Annotated in this window: 15 protein-coding genes and 2 tRNA genes; 3 read left to right on the top strand and 14 right to left on the bottom strand. The window is 52.5% G+C overall.

The window, feature by feature from the left end; genetic code table 11:
* Positions 1 to 55 precede the first annotated feature (55 nt).
* Complete coding sequence (gene ilvY / locus J1781_RS05185; RefSeq protein WP_129955226.1) at positions 56 to 937, top strand: HTH-type transcriptional activator IlvY; 882 nt, start codon at positions 56 to 58, stop codon at positions 935 to 937.
* 47 nt (positions 938 to 984) lie between these two features.
* On the opposite strand, the gene ilvA is transcribed toward ilvY, so the two are convergent.
* From ilvA to J1781_RS05150, 7 genes are all read right to left on the bottom strand, one after another.
* A complete protein-coding gene (gene ilvA / locus J1781_RS05180; RefSeq protein ID WP_129955227.1) occupies positions 985 to 2,529 on the bottom strand; it encodes a threonine ammonia-lyase, biosynthetic in 1,545 nt (514 codons plus the stop codon).
* Positions 2,530 to 2,534: 5 nt separating this feature from the next.
* A complete protein-coding gene (gene ilvD, locus J1781_RS05175) occupies positions 2,535 to 4,385 on the bottom strand; it encodes a dihydroxy-acid dehydratase (RefSeq protein WP_129955228.1) in 1,851 nt (616 codons plus the stop codon).
* 73 nt (positions 4,386 to 4,458) lie between these two features.
* Complete coding sequence (locus J1781_RS05170) at positions 4,459 to 5,388, bottom strand: branched-chain amino acid transaminase (protein WP_013577546.1); 930 nt, start codon at positions 5,386 to 5,388, stop codon at positions 4,459 to 4,461.
* 17 nt (positions 5,389 to 5,405) lie between these two features.
* Positions 5,406 to 5,669 carry an acetolactate synthase 2 small subunit gene (ilvM, locus tag J1781_RS05165; protein ID WP_013577547.1) on the bottom strand — a complete coding sequence of 88 codons (264 nt, stop codon included), beginning with the start codon at positions 5,667 to 5,669 and terminating at the stop codon, positions 5,406 to 5,408.
* Entirely contained in the window at positions 5,666 to 7,312 is a 1,647-nt protein-coding gene (gene ilvG, locus J1781_RS05160; protein WP_129955229.1) for an acetolactate synthase 2 catalytic subunit, read from the bottom strand. The genes ilvM and ilvG overlap by 4 nt, the downstream gene beginning before the upstream one ends.
* Positions 7,313 to 7,459: 147 nt before the next feature.
* A complete protein-coding gene (gene ilvL / locus J1781_RS05155) occupies positions 7,460 to 7,561 on the bottom strand; it encodes an ilv operon leader peptide (RefSeq protein WP_015699153.1) in 102 nt (33 codons plus the stop codon).
* Between the two features lie 132 nt (positions 7,562 to 7,693).
* Positions 7,694 to 8,932 carry an MFS transporter gene (locus J1781_RS05150; protein ID WP_129955230.1) on the bottom strand — a complete coding sequence of 413 codons (1,239 nt, stop codon included), beginning with the start codon at positions 8,930 to 8,932 and terminating at the stop codon, positions 7,694 to 7,696.
* A gap of 365 nt (positions 8,933 to 9,297) precedes the next feature.
* On the opposite strand from J1781_RS05150, the gene J1781_RS05145 reads away from it, so the two are divergent.
* Positions 9,298 to 10,833, top strand: a complete 1,536-nt coding sequence (locus J1781_RS05145; RefSeq protein WP_217233296.1) for a YifB family Mg chelatase-like AAA ATPase — start codon at positions 9,298 to 9,300, stop codon at positions 10,831 to 10,833.
* 24 nt (positions 10,834 to 10,857) lie between these two features.
* Here J1781_RS05145 and J1781_RS05140 read toward each other — a convergent pair whose 3' ends face one another.
* Positions 10,858 to 11,196, bottom strand: coding sequence for a MaoP family protein (locus tag J1781_RS05140; RefSeq protein ID WP_013577551.1), 339 nt, complete (start codon positions 11,194 to 11,196; stop codon positions 10,858 to 10,860).
* A 118-nt stretch (positions 11,197 to 11,314) separates the two neighbouring features.
* Between J1781_RS05140 and hdfR the strand changes: the two genes are divergently transcribed.
* Entirely contained in the window at positions 11,315 to 12,139 is an 825-nt protein-coding gene (gene hdfR, locus J1781_RS05135; protein ID WP_129955232.1) for an HTH-type transcriptional regulator HdfR, read from the top strand.
* Between the two features lie 12 nt (positions 12,140 to 12,151).
* Here the strand turns inward: hdfR and yjfF are convergent, their stop codons facing one another.
* The 6 genes from yjfF to J1781_RS05105 form a co-directional block, all read right to left on the bottom strand.
* Complete coding sequence (gene yjfF / locus J1781_RS05130; RefSeq protein ID WP_129955233.1) at positions 12,152 to 13,138, bottom strand: galactofuranose ABC transporter, permease protein YjfF; 987 nt, start codon at positions 13,136 to 13,138, stop codon at positions 12,152 to 12,154.
* On the bottom strand, positions 13,138 to 14,157 hold the full coding sequence (ytfT, locus tag J1781_RS05125; protein WP_129955234.1) for a galactofuranose ABC transporter, ATP-binding protein YtfT: 1,020 nt from the start codon (positions 14,155 to 14,157) through the stop codon (positions 13,138 to 13,140). Before ytfT ends, yjfF begins: the two co-directional genes overlap by 1 nt.
* Before the next feature lie 10 nt (positions 14,158 to 14,167).
* Positions 14,168 to 15,649 (bottom strand): galactofuranose ABC transporter, ATP-binding protein YtfR, encoded by a 1,482-nt coding sequence (ytfR, locus tag J1781_RS05120; RefSeq protein WP_217137713.1) that lies wholly within the window; start codon positions 15,647 to 15,649, stop codon positions 14,168 to 14,170.
* 110 nt (positions 15,650 to 15,759) lie between these two features.
* Positions 15,760 to 16,716 carry a galactofuranose ABC transporter, galactofuranose-binding protein YtfQ gene (gene ytfQ / locus J1781_RS05115; protein ID WP_129955236.1) on the bottom strand — a complete coding sequence of 319 codons (957 nt, stop codon included), beginning with the start codon at positions 16,714 to 16,716 and terminating at the stop codon, positions 15,760 to 15,762.
* A gap of 401 nt (positions 16,717 to 17,117) precedes the next feature.
* Positions 17,118 to 17,193 (bottom strand) — tRNA-Trp (locus tag J1781_RS05110).
* A 53-nt stretch (positions 17,194 to 17,246) separates the two neighbouring features.
* Positions 17,247 to 17,323 (bottom strand) — tRNA-Asp (locus tag J1781_RS05105).
* Positions 17,324 to 17,467 lie beyond the last annotated feature (144 nt).

The following is a 17,467-nucleotide window of genomic DNA, read 5'->3' as shown; positions in this document are numbered from 1 at the left end:
ATTCTGCAATATACTTCGTTTGATTCCTGTGAAACTAAAAAGCCGGGTATTCGATATGGACTTACGTGATCTGAAACTGTTTTTACATCTGGCGGAAAGCCGCCATTTTGGCCGTTCGTCAAAGGCGATGCATGTCAGCCCGTCCACATTGTCACGCCAGATCCAGCGGCTGGAAGAAGAACTCGGCCAGCCGTTATTTCAGCGTGATAACCGCACCGTGCAACTGACCAGTGCAGGTGAACAACTCAAAAACTTTGCTCAGCAAACGCTGCTGCATTATCAGCAACTGCGCAGCGGGCTGGATCAGCATGGCCCGACACTGAGCGGCGAATTGCGACTTTTTTGCTCGGTAACCGCCGCCTACAGTCATCTGCCGCCGATCCTTGACCGTTTCCGTGCGCAGCATCCGCTGGTAGAAATCAAACTCACCACCGGTGATGCCGCCGATGCGGTTGAAAAAGTTCAGTCCACCGAAGCGGATCTGGGGATCGCCGGTCGTCCGGAAAGTTTGCCGGGCAGCGTCGATTTCACACAGATCGGCGAAATCCCGATGATCCTGATTTCTCCCTCCCTGCCTTGCGCCGTACGCACACAGGTCAGCGAACCGCATCCGGACTGGTCACAAATTCCGTTCATCCTGCCGGAGCATGGCCCGGCGCGAAAACGCATCGACGTCTGGTTTAAACGCAACCGCCTGAGCAATCCGCTGATTTATGCCACGGTATCCGGCCATGAAGCCATTGTCTCGATGGTCGCGCTCGGTTGCGGTATCGCACTCATTCCGTCCGTCGTGGTCGATAACAGCCCGGAACCGGTGCGCAACCGTATTTCCATTCTGGATAACGTCACGCTCGGCGCGCCGCTGGAACTGGGCGTCTGCGTGCAAAAAAAACGCCTGAACGAACCCCTGATCGACGCGTTCTGGCAGTTGCTCTGAACGTTTACACCATAAAAAAGGGGCACTTTTCAGGTGCCCCGTTGAGTTTAGCCCGCCAGGAAGAAGCGGAACGCCGGATTATCACTTTCGTTATGACAGTCATAACCCAGTGCCGACAGGTTCTTTTCAAATTCCGGTTCTTGTTCGTTCAGCTCAAAGGCCGCCAGCACACGGCCAAAATCGGTGCCGTGGCTACGGTAATGGAACAACGATATATTCCAGTGCGTACCCAGCGTGTGCAGGAATTTCAGCAACGCGCCCGGTGATTCAGGGAATTCAAAGCTGTAAAGCCGCTCGCGCAGAGGCTTGGTCGGACGGCCGCCCACCATGTAACGGACATGAAGTTTCGCCATTTCATCATCGGACAAATCCACGACCTGATAGCCGTCATGATTGAGTTCCGCGATGATTTCCTGACGTTCCGCATGGCCGCGTGTCAGACGCACACCGACAAAAATGCAGGCATTATCCGCATCGGCGTAACGGTAGTTGAACTCCGTTACCGAACGGCCACCCAGCAACTGACAAAACTTCAGGAAACTGCCTTTACGCTCAGGAATAGTCACTGCCAGCAGCGCTTCACGTTGCTCACCCAGTTCACAGCGTTCCGACACATAACGCAGACCGTGGAAATTGACGTTCGCGCCGGAAAGCACATGCGCCAGTCGCTCACCCTGAATATTGTGCTGCTGCACATATTTTTTCAGCCCCGCCAGCGCCAGCGCACCGGAAGGCTCAGCAATGGCGCGGACGTCTTCGAACAAATCTTTCACGGCAGCGCAAATTGAATCACTGTCGACGGTGATGACGTCATCAAGATATTCGCGACACAAACGGAACGTTTCGTTGCCGATACGTTTCACTGCCACGCCTTCCGCAAACAAACCCACACGCGCCAGATCAACCGGTTCACCGGCATCCATTGCCGCGCGCAGGCAGGCAGAATCTTCAGCTTCGACACCGATGACCTGAATCTGTGGCATCAATTGTTTGATCAGCACGGCGACGCCGGCGGCTAGACCACCACCGCCGACGGGCACGAATACGCGGTCGAGATGCGCATCCTGTTGCAGCAACTCCATTGCCAGCGTGCCCTGCCCGGCTATCACCGCCGGATGGTCAAATGGCGGCACAAACGTCATGCCCTGTTCCTGCGACAGCGTGATCGCTTTGGCTTTCGCCTCATCGAAATTGGCGCCATGCAGCAAAACTTCGCCGCCGAAGTTACGCACGGCATCCACTTTGATATCTGCTGTGGCAACCGGCATCACAATCAGCGATTTGATGCCTTTTTTGGTCGCCGATAACGCAACGCCCTGCGCGTGATTTCCCGCAGACGCGGTGATGACACCACGCGCAGCCTGTTCTTCCGTCAGGCTGGCGATCATCGAATAGGCGCCGCGCAGTTTAAAACTGTGAACGGCCTGGCGATCCTCCCTCTTCACCAGAATGGTGTTACCCAGCCGGGAAGAGATCTTTTCCATGACCTGCAAAGGCGTCACCTGCGCGACTTCATAAACCGGCGCACGCAGTACGGCACGCAGATATTCTGCGCCGCACGGCTGGTCGGGTAGAGGTTGTGATACCGCCATGACTGTCAGCCTCCCAGCTTAGACTTGTCGCGTACTGCACCTTTGTCCGCGCTGGTTGCCAGCAATGCGTAAGCACGCAGCGCCAGAGAAACCACACGTTCACGGTTTTTCGGCGTCCAGGCTTTGTCGCCGCGGGCCAGTTCAGCTTCGTGACGCGCCGCCAGTTCTGCCGCGGGCACATCCAGCACCATTTTGCGGTTTGGAATATCGATGTCGATGATGTCGCCATCTTCCACCAGCGCAATCAGGCCACCGCTGCCCGCTTCCGGAGAAACGTGACCGATAGATAAACCGGAAGTGCCGCCCGAGAAGCGGCCATCGGTGATCAGCGCACACTCTTTGCCGAGCCCCATGGATTTCAGGTAAGTGGTCGGATACAGCATTTCCTGCATCCCCGGCCCGCCTTTCGGCCCTTCGTAACGGATAACCACAACGTCGCCGGAAACCACTTTACCGCCGAGGATCGCGGAAACGGCATCATCCTGGCTTTCGTACACTTTTGCCGGGCCACGGAAGGTCAGGTTGGATTCATCCACGCCTGCGGTTTTAACGATGCTGCCCGCTTCGGCGATGTTGCCGTAAAGCACGGCCAGACCACCGTCTTTACTGAATGCATGCTCAAACGAACGGATACAACCGTCGGCGCGGTCATCATCCAGCGTGTCCCAGCGGCAGTCTTGCGAGAAAGCCTGCGTGGTGCGGATACCGGCGGGACCCGCGCGGAACATTTTTTTCACGGCTTCGTCTTGGGTCAGCATAATGTCGTACTGATCCAGCGTCTGGTTCAGGGTCAGGCCCAGGATATTTTTCACGTCGCGGTTCAGGAGATTAGCGCGATCCAGTTCCCCCAGAATCGCCAGCACGCCCCCTGCCCGGTGCACATCTTCCATGTGATATTTCTGGGTGCTTGGCGCGACCTTACACAGATGCGGCACTTTGCGTGACAGACGGTCAATGTCGGTCATGTCGAATTCAATTTCGCCTTCCTGCGCTGCCGCCAGCAGATGCAGTACAGTGTTGGTCGAGCCGCCCATCGCGATATCCAACGTCATGGCATTTTCGAAAGCCGCTTTGCTGGCAATGCTGCGCGGCAGTGCGCTGACATCGTCCTGCTCGTAATAACGTTTGGTCAGCTCAACGATGCGACGACCGGCATTCAGGAACAGATCTTTACGGTCAGCATGGGTAGCCAGCAATGAACCGTTACCCGGCTGGGAAAGCCCCAGCGCTTCGGTCAGACAGTTCATAGAGTTTGCGGTGAACATCCCGGAACACGAACCGCAGGTCGGACAGGCAGAACGTTCGATTTGTTCGCTGTCGGCATCGCTGACGTTCGGGTTTGCGCCTTGAATCATCGCATCGACCAGGTCGAGTTTGATGATTTTGTCAGACAGTTTGGTTTTCCCGGCTTCCATCGGGCCACCGGAAACAAAGATCACCGGAATGTTCAGGCGCAGTGACGCCATCAGCATTCCCGGAGTGATTTTGTCGCAGTTGGAAATACACACCATGGCATCGGCGCAGTGCGCGTTAACCATGTATTCCACCGAGTCAGCAATCAGTTCACGTGAAGGCAATGAATACAGCATGCCACCATGCCCCATGGCGATCCCGTCATCCACCGCGATCGTGTTGAATTCTTTCGCCACGCCGCCGGACGCTTCGATTTGTTCAGCAACCAGCTTACCCAGATCGCGCAGGTGCACGTGCCCCGGTACAAACTGGGTGAATGAGTTAACGACGGCGATAATTGGCTTACCGAAATCGTTGTCCGTCATGCCAGTGGCACGCCATAAAGCGCGGGCACCAGCCATGTTGCGGCCATGAGTCGTGGTGTGGGAACGGTACTTAGGCATGCTCTGTTCACTCCAAATCATTTCTGTTTAGCAGGCTGCGCCATCGCCGCCTGCGCAATTCTTATTCTTTTGATTATTGAGGGTTAATTGGATCCAGCCAACCCCATTTGTCTTCGGTTTTGCCGGTGAACAGGCCGAAGAATGCATCCTGAATTTGTTTGGTGACCGGACCCCGTTTGCCGATACCGACCTGGATGCCGTCAACACTGCGCACCGGCGTGATTTCTGCGGCGGTGCCGGACATGAAGACTTCGTCTGCCAGATACAGCGATTCACGGGACAGAACTTGCTCACGCACTTCCAGTCCCAGATCTTTCGCCAGTTTAATAATAGCGTCACGGGTGATACCCGGCAGCGCGGAAGAGGTAAACGGAGGCGTGAATAAAATGCCTTCTTTCACTTCAAACAGGTTTTCGCCAGCACCTTCAGATACATAGCCATGGATGTCCAGCGCAATACCTTCCTGATAACCGTGACGACGTGCTTCGCTGCCGACCAGCAGGGAAGACAGGTAGTTACCCCCCGCTTTGGCGGCCGTTGGAATGGTGTTTGCTGCAACGCGGTTCCATGAAGACACCATCGCATCGATGCCCTGTTCCAGCGCTTCTTCACCCAGATACGCGCCCCACGGGAAGGCTGCGATGATTACATCAGTTTTGTAGCCGTCCGGCGGGTTAACGCCCATTCCCACATCGCCAACAAACACCAGCGGACGGATATAGGCACTGACCAGATTGTTTTTGCGCAGAGTTTCACGGCAAGCTTCCATCAGCTCATCCACGCTCTGGGAAACAGGCATACGATAAATTTTTGCGGAATCGCGCAGACGCTGCATGTGTTCACGGTGACGGAATACGACCGGGCCTTTATGGGAGTCGTAGCAACGCACGCCTTCGAAAACGGAAGTGCCGTAATGCAGTGCGTGTGACATGACATGGACTTTAGCTTCAGCCCACGGCACCATTTCACCATTGAACCAAATGTAATCAGCTTTCTTCGTCATTCTTCTCGTTCCTTTACTCACGCATTCGCGCGTATTTGTTGTGATGTATGTTGCTGGATCTCGACACACGCGACATCCATAAGTTTGCGTAACTGTGAAGACAGTAAATCTACCGGACGCTGACTGGCAACGGTCAATTCGATATTTATATTTTCCGCATTGACCATCGGCGTCATGTTCATTGCGCACACCTGAAAACCACGGTGACGGACCACGCGTAATACGCGCTCTAACATTTCGGGACGGAAACGGGCCTGAATTGAGACGTTATGTTGCATCATGATATTTTCTCCAGCATGGTTTCGTTGCCTGCGCCCGGTGGAACCAGCGGCCAGACATTCTCATTTTCATCGATAGAAACCTGGAGCAAATACGGACCTTCACTGTTGAAGAAAGCGTCCAGAGCGGCATCGACTTGATCTTTACGGTGGATACGTTGGCCGGGGATATTGAATGCGCTGGCCAGCGTGACAAAATCGGGGTTATCGGAGAGGTTGGTTTCACTGAAGCGTCCGTCGAAGAACAATTCCTGCCACTGTCGAACCATCCCTAACCGCTGGTTATCCAGCAACAGGATTTTAACGGGCAACTGTTTTCGCTTGATGGTGCCCAGTTCCTGAACGTTCATCATGAATGAACCGTCGCCAGATACGCAGATCACCATATCGTCCGGGCGGGCAACTTGTGCACCGACTGCGGCAGGTACGCCGAAACCCATCGTGCCCAGACCACTGGAGGTGATGAAGTTTTCCGGACGGGTGAACTGCATATGTTGCGCGGTCCACATCTGATGCTGGCCAACGTCGGTGGTCACGACGGTATTGGCTGATTTACGGTCAGAGATTTGTTTCAGTAACAACGGCGCATAAATCGCTTCACCCGGGTGGTCATAGCGCCATTCGCCCTGCGCTTTCAGCGTCATCACTTCATCACGCCATGCGTTGATGTTCAGAGGTTGTTGCAGCGCCGGTAACAGCAAGTTCAGATCACCCTGCAGCGCCACATGCGCCTGACGCAGTTTGTTCAGCTCAGCCGGGTCGATATCCATGTGGATAACCGCGGCATCTGGCGCAAAGGTATTCAGCTTGCCAGTCACACGGTCATCGAAACGCGCACCAACGGCAATCAGCAAATCGCAGGACTGAACGGCCAGATTCGCCGCTTTGGTACCGTGCATTCCCAGCATACCCAGATAACACGGGTCGCTGGCATCCGGTGCCCCCAGACCTTTCAACGTTGCTACCGCAGGAATACCTGTCGCAGAAATGAATTCGCGCAATGCCGGGACGGCCTGTGCGATACCGACACCGCCACCGACGTAAACCATCGGTTTTTGCGCGGTGGTGATCATGGCATAGGCTTGTTGTAATTCAGTGGCAGAGTGCGGGAACGTTTCTTCAACGGCGACCAGATGCGGCGGTAATTCACCGACGGCCAGCTGGATATCTTTCGGGATGTCGATCAGAACCGGGCCCGGACGACCGGAGCTGGCGATGGCAAAGGCTTCAGCCATGATTTCCGGCAGCGCTTCCAGAGATTCAACCAGAAAGCTGTGTTTGGTACAGGCCAGGGACAAACCTAAAACATCGATTTCCTGAAAGGCATCGGTGCCAATGAAGGCGGAACCAACCTGTCCGGTGATGGCCACCAGCGGAACGGAATCTAAAAGTGCGTCGGCCAGGCCGGTGATCAGGTTGGTCGCGCCAGGACCGGAAGTGGCGATACAGACGCCGACTTTTCCGGTAGAACGGGCATAGCCGATGGCAGCCATTGCGGCACCCTGCTCATGCCGGCACAACAGGTGTTCTACGCCGCCGTCATACAATGCATCGTATACCGGCATGATTGCCCCGCCAGGATAACCAAATACAGTATTTACACCCTGCGCACGCAACGCTTGTACTACCCATTGTGCTCCGTTCATCTTTATTCTCCTGCCTTTTTGCGACAAGTGCAGAATATTATGCTGTTGCTCATTTTCCGACCCCGCCTCTCTGTTCTCTGAAATTCCTGACCCAAAAAAAAACCCCGGACCTTTCGGTGCGGGGTTTCTTTTCAGGTTCAGGCTTGTTTAATAAGCCTTTCTTCGTCCAAGTGCAGCCCCGCACGGTGGGATAATAATCACCACCACGCTAATCACGACTAGGCTAACTACGAGGAGAAGGGCTTTCATTTTTAGTTTTCTAAAATTCATATTGCGAACGATTGCCTACAGAGTTACCACAGTAAGATGATTAATGACAACACTTTTCTTGCGTTATTATTTGCAGCCCGTTGCAGAATTCGTGAAAAATCGTCTGAAAAATCAGACCTTAGCGCGATGATCAGTACTTTGATTATTTATTGTTCCGGCAATCGCTTTTCCGCGCGTATCACGGCCAAATGCTACCAGAACAGAAATCAGGATAGCGACGGTGCCGGCCACCATCGCCATCGCCAGTCCGTAATTATGCCCGTGGCTTTCTGCAATGTAGGCCTGAAGTGTCGCATTGACTGAAGCGATCAGATTACCGAGTTGGTAAACAAAACCCGGCAGAACAGCCCGCGTATTGGCTGGCACCAGTTCGGTCAGATAAGTCGGCACGACACCCCATGCGCCCTGCACCATAAACTGCATCAGGAACGCGCCCAACCCCAGCATCCATGAACCGCCAGAGAAAGCCCATAAAGGAATGACCGGCAAGGAAAGTAACGCGGCAATAATAATCGCTTTTTTACGGCCAATTTTCTCCGACAGCGAACCGAAGAATACTCCACCGATAATTGACGCGATATTGTAGCTAATGGCGATTAAACTGACGGTATGTGCATCAAAACCATGCTGAACTTTGAGGAAGGTCGGATAGAGATCTTGTGTACCGTGGCTGAAGAAATTAAAACCCGCCATCAGTACAACCAGATACACACACAGCTTCCAGTTTTTCTTCAGCACCGGCATCAGAGCCGTGCTCTCATTACGCTCCCGTGCCGCCAGCCAGACCGGTGATTCCTGCACTTTAAACCAGATAAATGGCAGAAGAAAAATCGGAACAGCTCCGATGACAAACATCCCGCGCCAGCCGACAGTTTCGGACAGCAGGCCATACACCACCGCCGCCAGCAGATAACCAAACGGATAACCCGCCTGGAAAATCCCCGACATCACACCACGGGAACGGTCAGGTATGGTTTCCATCGCCAGAGAAGAAGCTACTCCCCAGACACCGCCCATCGCAATGCCATAAATTACGCGAAGGATGAGAAAAACCATCAGTGAAGGTGCCGCCGCAGTACACAGCTCGAAAAAAGAAAACAGTGCGATATTCACCATCAGCACCGGTTTGCGTCCATACTTTTCCGCTGCTCGTCCGAACAGCAACGCCCCAATCGGCCGCACGGCCAACGTCAGCAGAATGGCCAGTGTCACCTGTTTGATATCCACCTGAAAGGCCGAAGCAATATCACTGAGCAGGAAGACTAAAATAAAGAAATCGAAAGCGTCGAGAGTCCAGCTCAGAAAGCTGGCGATGGCAACATTACGCTGCCGGGAAGTCCAACCAAACATGGGTGAGTCCCTATTCCGGAATAACTGTAGGCGGTGCACTCACCAGGAAATTGCGGAAAACCCCTGGTCAGGCAGAGAGATGTTAATTGGTGTCTGCATTTGTTTATTTATTGTTAAATACAGCAAGATTAAACACCTCTGCCGGTATCATCGGCAACTTAATTAGGCCGCTAATTTGTTTCGAGAGCCCTCAAACTGTTAAGGAGTATTACTGTCATTGCGGGACTGCTCGCATTCCTCCAGGTTAAGCTGCTGACTTGCAGATTATTTTTCCATGACATTACACATTGCAGAAATTCTCTCCCCGAAAGCGTTCCTGACTCAGGCATGCTGCTGTCAGGAGATCTCATAGCAAAGGAAAAAGCATGTCATTAGCCGTGGTGTATACCCGCGCATCGCTGGGGGTTCAGGCACCGGGTGTCTCGGTTGAAGTTCATATCAGCAATGGATTACCCGCCCTGACATTGGTAGGTTTGCCCGAAACCACTGTCAAGGAGGCCAGAGATCGGGTTCGCAGCGCCATCATCAACTGCGGGTTCACTTTTCCCGCAAAACGCATCACCGTCAATCTTGCGCCTGCTGATTTACCCAAAGAAGGGGGCCGGTATGATTTGTCCATCGCGCTGGCGATTCTGGTGGCCTCAGAGCAACTTCAGGGCGATAAGCTTGAAGAGTACGAATTTCTGGGTGAGCTCGGTCTTTCTGGTGCGTTGCGCAGCGTGAATGGTGCGATTCCGGCGGCACTGGAGGCAAAAAAAGAAGGCCGGGTGTTGATCCTGCCGCAAAGTAATCAAACGGAAATGACGCTGCTGGAGCCCGGTGTGGCGCTGGTTGCCGGGCATTTATTGCAGGTCTGCGCGTTTATACAGGGAGAAAGTAGCCTGCCACCGATTGAATTCCCGGCACAACCGACCCGGCTTGCGCATCAGCCTGATATTGCCGATATTATCGGGCAGGAGCAATCAAAGCGCGCGCTCGAAGTAGCGGCAGCGGGAGGGCATAATCTATTACTGATTGGACCGCCCGGTACCGGAAAAACCATGCTGGCCAGCCGGTTGCCCGGATTATTGCCGCCCATGAGTAACGAGGAAAAGCTGGAAACCGCCGCCATTGCCAGCCTGGTGTATAACCCGGAAGAAAACGATGAATTCTCCCGTATTCGCCCTTTCCGTGCTCCGCATCACAGCACTTCAATGAGCGCACTGGTGGGCGGCGGCTCGTTACCCAGACCAGGAGAAATATCGCTGGCACATAACGGCGTATTGTTTCTCGACGAACTGCCTGAGTTTCAGCGGCAGGTTCTCGATGCTTTGCGCCAACCCATGGAATCCGGCGAAATCACTATTTCCCGCGCGAGGGCGAAAGTGCGCTATCCGGCAAGGACACAGCTGATTGCAGCGATGAATCCCAGCCCGACAGGACATTATCAGGGCATTCATAACCGTACGCCGCCACAGCAGGTTTTACGCTATCTGAGCCGGCTTTCCGGTCCGTTTCTCGACAGATTCGATCTGTCGATTGAAGTCCCGCTCCTGCCGCCCGGCATTTTGAGCCAGCAGAACTCGACGCCCGCGCTCAGGGAATGTAGTGTGCACGTGCGGGAACGGGTGTTGATCGCCAGAGAAATTCAGTTAAAACGCGCAGGAAAAATCAACGCGCACCTGAGCAGCAGCGAAGTGGAGACGTACTGCGGGTTAACCAAAGCAGATGCTGAATTTCTGGAAGAGGTGCTGCATAAACTGGGATTGTCTGTCAGGGCCTGGCACCGCATTCTGAAAGTGGCAAGAACACTGGCGGATCTGGGGGGCATAGAATCGATTGAAAGGCGACATCTTGCGGAGGCGTTAAGCTATCGCAGCATGGATAGGCTATTGTTAAACCTGCATAAGAGTCTGGCATAAAAAACGGGGCATCGCCCCGTTTCATTAGTCATCACTTTCCGTGTAGTCTTCTACAGCGTCGGCCTGCGGTTTACCGCCAGACAACGTGTGGAATTTCTTCGGACGACGCGTGCGGACAATGTATTTGTTCCACACTTTTTCTGCATCCGTGACAGGTTCGCGTGTACCGCGGCAAACCTCCAGGAACAGTTTTTCTTCGTCGGTAACGGGCTCACGTTTTCCCAGATCCAGCTCGTTAAACGCGAAGCCGTAACGTTCTAGCATTTGCGCTTCTTTAATGGTGAAATCGCCATGCCGGGAGAACCCGCGAGGGTAATGTTTATTATCAAAAAAACGACTTGTCGTGGTGAAGCTTTCCGCCATCTGACACGCTCCTAATTCTCTCATGGTCGTGCTGTTATGGCGCGGAGTATTAGTTAGGCTTGACATTGTGTAAAACAAAACATTTAAATCTTAACGACAAAAAATATTGGAGATAGTTTTGGACACGGAATTACTGAAAACCTTTTTGGAGGTCAGTAGAACTCGCCACTTTGGTCGGGCGGCGGAATCCCTTTACCTGACGCAATCTGCTGTCAGCTTTCGTATCCGACAACTGGAAACTCAACTGGGCGCCAATTTATTCACACGGCATCGCAATAACATCCGCTTAACGCCCGCAGGAGAACGACTGCTGCCTTATGCAGAGAACCTGATGTCAACGTGGCAGATGGCGAAAAAAGAGGTTGTACGCTCGTTACAGCACACAGAATTGTCGATTGGTGCCACGGCGTCACTCTGGGAAGCTTATCTGACACCGTGGATGCAGTCTCTGTACACTCAGCGGGGTACGCTGAGACTGGAGGCGCGCATTGCCCTTCGTCAGTCGCTGGTGAAGCAATTGCATGAAAGACAATTGGATTTGCTGATTACCACCGAGCCACCAAAGATGGACGAGCTCTCAAGTCAGTTGCTGGGTAATTTCTCGTTACGACTTTTCTCATCAAAGAAAACGGTCAGAGGCGAACAGTCGCCCTATGTGAAGCTGGAATGGGGCGCTGATTTTCCTCAGCAGGAAAAATTACAAAATAGCGATCAGGAACCGATACTGACCACAACCTCTGCGCATCTGACGCGTCAGTTGCTGGAAAATACCGGAGGCTGTGCGTTTCTGCCTGCGCACTGGGCTAAAGAATACCCACAACTGGCCGCACATGAAGATGTTCCGCCGGTGATCCGCCCGCTTTACGCCGTCTGGCTGCAAACCAGCGATCAGCAGGTTTTGATCCGTCAGTTACTCAAAACGCCGCTGATCACTAATTTCTGACACCGTCCTGTTTCAGGACGGTTCTGGCCGCGGATGCCGCGCTCTTCTGGCTGTCCAGAAGCTGCCCATCCCTTTTTGCAATCCGATGAAAACAAACAATAAAACGCCCATCACGATTTTGGTCCACCATGAACTCAGCGTACCATCGAAGGTGATATAGGTTTGGATCAGCCCCTGAATGAGCACACCAAACAAGCTGCCTAAAACCGTGCCTACGCCACCACTCAGTAATGTCCCGCCGATCACGACAGAAGCAATAGCATCCAGTTCAACACCACTCGCTGCGAGAGCATAGCCCGCAGAAGTGTAAAGGGAGAAAATAATGCCGGATAACACCGCCAGCGTGCTGGATAGCATATAGATATAAATCGTGGTCCGCCGCACAGGCACCCCCATCAGCGCAGCCGATACATTGCTGCCACCGACGGCATAGACGTTGTTACCGAATCGCGTACGATGCGCCAGAATAATGCCGCCAAGCACCACCAATAGCATGACCAGAGCCAGCAAGGTAAAACGACCACCACCGGGCATTTTCCAGGCATAATTGGCGAGGAAGTCATAAACCGGATGATTAATCGGCAACGATTCTTCCGAAACAATAAAACTCATACCGCGCACAAAAAACATGCCCGCCAGCGTGATGATGAAAGCCGGCAGTTTCAGCGTATCAATGATCCAACCCATCAGCGCACCAAAGATAGCTCCCATCAACAGGACGATGACAAAAGCATAACCCGGTGCGATGCCATAAGTGCCGATAAGTTTCGCCAGCAAAACGCCGGTGAAAGCGATAACAGAACCTACTGACAGGTCGATACCACCTGACAAGATGACAAAGGTCATCCCCACGGCCACGATGCCAAGAAATGCGTTATCCGTGAGCAAATCAAAAAACACCCGTGTGGAGGCAAAACCAGGAAATTGCGTAAAGCAATAGGCGTATCCGGCCAGAAAAACCGCAATAGTAATCAGCAGGGGCAGATTTCTTTTGAGCATTATCCCTTCCTCCGGAACAGATTACTGAGAGAAACGCGGGGCGATTGCACCACCAGTACCGCAAGCACCACCAGCGCTTTCAGCACCAGGTTGAATTCCGGTTTGAAGCCGGAGAGCAAAATGCCGGTATTCATTCCCTGAATGATTAGTGCACCGACAACTGAAAGAAGCAGGTTAAAACGTCCACCCAGCAACGAGCCACCACCGATGACGACGGCAAGAATGGCATCAAGTTCCAGCCATAATCCGGCATTATTGGCATCTGCACCGCGAATATCGGCAGTGACGATAACACCCGCAACAGCCGCGCAAATTCCACAAATAACGTAAGTGGAGATCAGCACTAAACGAGCATTTACGCCGGCGTTATAAGCAGAACGGATATTGATACCCACGGATTCGATAAACAGGCCGAGTGCCGTTTTCCGTGTCAGCACCCAGACCAGAACCAGCATGACGACGGCAATAATCACCGGCATTGGCAGGTAGAATAAAGACCCGCTGCCGAACTGCGACAGGCCATTGTGCTCGAACGTGACGATCTGTCCTTGCGTAATCAGCTGCGCGATACCGCGCCCTGCGACCATCAGCATCAGCGTGGCAACAATCGGCTGAATTTGCAGGACAGCGACCAGAAAGCCATTCCACAAACCGCATATTGCGCCCACCCCGACCGAGGCCAGCAAGACTATCATTAGCGGATATCCTTGCACCGTCATGGTTGCGGCTGTCGCGCCGGCAATCGCCATGACTGCACCTACGGAAAGGTCGATGCCGCCGGTCGCGATAACCAGTGTCATTCCGAGTGCCAGCAAAGCGACAGGCGCACCACGGTTGAAAATATCAACCAGGCTGCCAAACAAACGGCCATCCTGAATATGAATTGAGAAAAAGCCCGGGGCGACCAGACTGTCGATCACTAATATTGCGAAGAAAGCGCCGATTTGCGTGGCGCCTTTAGGAAATACCCATCTTACTTTGCGCGGTTTTCCCGTCATTGGCAGGCTCCTGTTGTTCATCACTGTCTCCTCATTGCGCCGCAATGGCTTTCATAATGGCTGGCACGGAGATATCAGCCTGATCAATTTCGGCAACATGACGACGGTCGCGTAAGACGACAATACGATCGGCATAGCCCGCCAGTTCTTCCAGTTCAGATGAAACAACCAGTAACGCCAGGCCTTCGTCGCAAAGTTTTTCAATCAGACGAATAATTTCTGCATGCGCACCGACATCAATGCCGCGGGTAGGTTCATCAAGAATGAGGAAACGGGGATGAGTCGCAAGCCAGCGGGACAGCAACACTTTTTGCTGATTACCGCCGGAAAGATACTGAATTTCCTGTTCAGTGCCGGGCGTACGAATGCCCAGTAATTTGATAAATTTCTCGGCTATCTGATGCTGTTCCTTCATGGGCAAAGGACGCAACCAGCCACGCTGAGCCTGTAAGGCAAGAATGATATTTTCTCGCACCGTGGCCGCGCCGATAATGCCATCAGTTTTGCGATCTTCCGGGCAGTAACCAAAACCCAGTTTCGCCGCCTTTCTGGGTGTGCTGATGGTTTCTTCTTTACCATCGACGTGCGCCTTACCACTGTCATGCCCTTTAATGCCGAAAATCAGCTGAGCGGTTTCTGTCCGTCCGGATCCCAGTAAACCCGCCAGCCCGACGATTTCACCCCGACGCACTTTTAAATCAAAATTTTCGACCACCCCGCGACGACCGTAGTCTTTGAAATCGACTAACGGTTGCCCGGTCACATTTCTATGCTCAGTCCGTTTGAGCAGGTTTTCATCAAAACTGTGTCCCAGCATCATCGGCACGAGATCAATACGCGGTAAATCCACCGTTCGTTCAGACCCGACGTGCTTACCATTTCGCAAAACGGTGATCCGGTCACTGATGCGGTAAACCTGATCGAGGAAATGGGTCACGAAAATCATTCCCACCCCTTTATCACGCAATTGCATCAAAATATCGAGCAGCATACTGACTTCTTTGGCATCGAGACTGGCGGTGGGTTCATCAAGAATTAAAACCTGCGCGGACAGATCAACAGCGCGGGCGATTGCCACGATTTGCTGAATCGCGATGGAATAGGTTGAAAGTGGCTGGCTGACATCCAGATGCAGGCCATAGCCTTCCAAAAGTGCTTCGGCTTGTTGTTCCATCTTGCGCTGATTGACCAGCCCGAAACGGGTTGGCTCGCGCCCGATGAACAGATTGGCAGCGACAGAGATATTCGGCAGAAGATTGACTTCCTGATATACCGTACCAATTCCCAGCGACTGAGCATCGGCAGTATCAATTGGCTCGATCGGTTTTCCGTTAAGGAAGACCTGCCCCGCAGAACGTTTATAGACACCGGTAAGGGCTTTAATCATTGTTGATTTGCCAGCACCGTTCTCACCCAAAAGTGCGACGATCTCACCGCTTTCGAGGGTAAAGTCGACATTTTCCAGCGCTTTTACACCGGGAAATTCGACCGATAAGCCGCGCACTTCGAGCAGCGTTTTTGAAACTGGATTATCCGTCACGTCACTACTCCTGCTGCATTCGCGATAAGCGAAAAGGGAATAATTATTACCGGTTTGTCAGTAAGACAAACCGGTAAACCGGCTTAATAACCCATGTCTTTTTTCATGTCGTATTCTTTCTGAGCCATATCAGGAAGGATCAACGCGGACTGAGTCTGAATGAATTTCTTAGGCTGGGTACCATCCTTTTTCATTGCGATCAGCGCATCAAATGCCGGGCCAGCCATGTTCGGTGTCAGTTCAACAGATGCGTTTGCTTCGCCCGCTAACATCGCTTTGTAGATGTCCGGTACACCATCAATTGATACGATTTTGATTTGTGAACCCGGTTTCAAACCAGCTTCTTTGATAGCCTGGATAGCACCGATTGCCATGTCGTCGTTATGAGCGTAAACGGCACAAATGTTCTTACCGTTTTGTTCGGCCTTGATGAAGCTTTCCATTACTTCTTTGCCTTTACTGCGGGTGAAGTCTCCGGACTGCGAACGGATAATTTTGATGTTTGGCGCAGATTTCAACGCATCTGCAAATCCTTTTTTACGATTTAACGCCACACTGGCACCGACCGTTCCCTGCAATTCGACAACATTACATGGTTTGCCAGCAGCATCCTTAACCAGCCAGTCACCCGCAACTTTACCCTCATACACGCTGTCTGAAGCCACTGCAGCGGTGTACAGAGACGGATCACTGACTTCGATCGTACGGTCTAACAGGAATACAGGGATCTTAGCTTCTTTAGCTTCGGTCAAAACCGGGGCCCAGCCCGTAGCCACAACGGGAGCGATAAAAATGGCATCAACACCTTGTGCGATGAATGAGCGTATTGCTTTGATTTGGTTCTCTTGTTTTTGCTGGGCATCAGCGATTTTCAGTGTTATGCCGCGTTTTTCTGCTTCTGATTTAGAGACTTTTGTTTCCGCAGAACGCCACCCAGACTCAGAACCGATCTGCGAAAAACCCACAACCAGCGGAGCCGCCTGAACTGTGCCACTAAGGACTGTCGCTACTGCTGCTGCCACAAATAAGCGTTTATACATATTTCTTTCCTCATGTGTAGTCTGAGCTACTTTTTGTTATGACTCGTAGGGTACGGCGAGGACGATTACCCGACATGCATTCATCCGCTACGACAGTTCTGTCGGAAAAAGGATACAAGCAATGCTGTCAGGCGCTGATAGTCGTCATAAGACGATGATTAGGTTTAGTACATAGAGAAAATGGGAGCATGAGCGAAGTCACATACAGGGAGAACAATCAATTCGTGCATGTATTCAGCCAAAACATGACAAAAAACAACTAGCAAGAATGGAGGTTTTGAGCCCTGTCGGTGCAAAAAACGCTGAACAGGGGGATTAAGAAGCAAAGATTAAACAAGGAAGAAGGGCTTCAGAAAATTAAGACGAAAAAAAACCCCTCGCTTTCGCGAAGGGTTTAAATATGGCAGGGGCGGAGAGACTCGAACTCGCGACACCCGGTTTTGGAGACCGGTGCTCTACCAACTGAGCTACGCCCCTAAATTGTGCTTACTATTATGCCTGCTAATTTAGCAGGCATAATTTTTAATAATTGGCGGAACGGACGGGGCTCGAACCCGCGACCCCCTGCGTGACAGGCAGGTATTCTAACCAACTGAACTACCGCTCCACCGGTTCTTTCACACACATCAGCAACCGGCTGATGCCTGTTTGTTCCTGTTATTTTCCTTGTCAGGGGAAAAGGAACACGTTCTTTACTAATTTGATGCCTGGCAGTTCCCTACTCTCGCATGGGGAGACCCCACACTACCAT

This window comes from Rahnella perminowiae (assembly GCF_019049695.1).
Lineage (GTDB): Bacteria > Pseudomonadota > Gammaproteobacteria > Enterobacterales > Enterobacteriaceae > Rahnella > Rahnella perminowiae.
The sequence above is the reverse complement of the archived record's forward strand: the minus strand, read 5'-3'. Positions and strand labels throughout refer to the sequence as shown.

Bases quoted from the DNA above. Each gene is read 5' to 3' on its own strand.
- yjfF (WP_129955233.1), bottom strand. From the start codon at position 13,138: ATGCTCAAAAGAAATCTGCCCCTGCTGATTACTATTGCGGTTTTTCTG.
- ilvA (WP_129955227.1), bottom strand. From the start codon at position 2,529: ATGGCGGTATCACAACCTCTACCCGACCAGCCGTGCGGCGCAGAATAT.
- ytfQ (WP_129955236.1), bottom strand. From the start codon at position 16,716: ATGTATAAACGCTTATTTGTGGCAGCAGCAGTAGCGACAGTCCTTAGT.
- ilvM (WP_013577547.1), bottom strand. From the start codon at position 5,669: ATGATGCAACATAACGTCTCAATTCAGGCCCGTTTCCGTCCCGAAATG.
- J1781_RS05170 (WP_013577546.1), bottom strand. From the start codon at position 5,388: ATGACGAAGAAAGCTGATTACATTTGGTTCAATGGTGAAATGGTGCCG.
- ilvL (WP_015699153.1), bottom strand. From the start codon at position 7,561: ATGAAAGCCCTTCTCCTCGTAGTTAGCCTAGTCGTGATTAGCGTGGTG.
- ytfT (WP_129955234.1), bottom strand. From the start codon at position 14,157: ATGAACAACAGGAGCCTGCCAATGACGGGAAAACCGCGCAAAGTAAGA.
- J1781_RS05145 (WP_217233296.1), top strand. From the start codon at position 9,298: ATGTCATTAGCCGTGGTGTATACCCGCGCATCGCTGGGGGTTCAGGCA.
- ilvG (WP_129955229.1), bottom strand. From the start codon at position 7,312: ATGAACGGAGCACAATGGGTAGTACAAGCGTTGCGTGCGCAGGGTGTA.
- ilvD (WP_129955228.1), bottom strand. From the start codon at position 4,385: ATGCCTAAGTACCGTTCCCACACCACGACTCATGGCCGCAACATGGCT.
- J1781_RS05150 (WP_129955230.1), bottom strand. From the start codon at position 8,932: ATGTTTGGTTGGACTTCCCGGCAGCGTAATGTTGCCATCGCCAGCTTT.
- ilvY (WP_129955226.1), top strand. From the start codon at position 56: ATGGACTTACGTGATCTGAAACTGTTTTTACATCTGGCGGAAAGCCGC.
- J1781_RS05140 (WP_013577551.1), bottom strand. From the start codon at position 11,196: ATGGCGGAAAGCTTCACCACGACAAGTCGTTTTTTTGATAATAAACAT.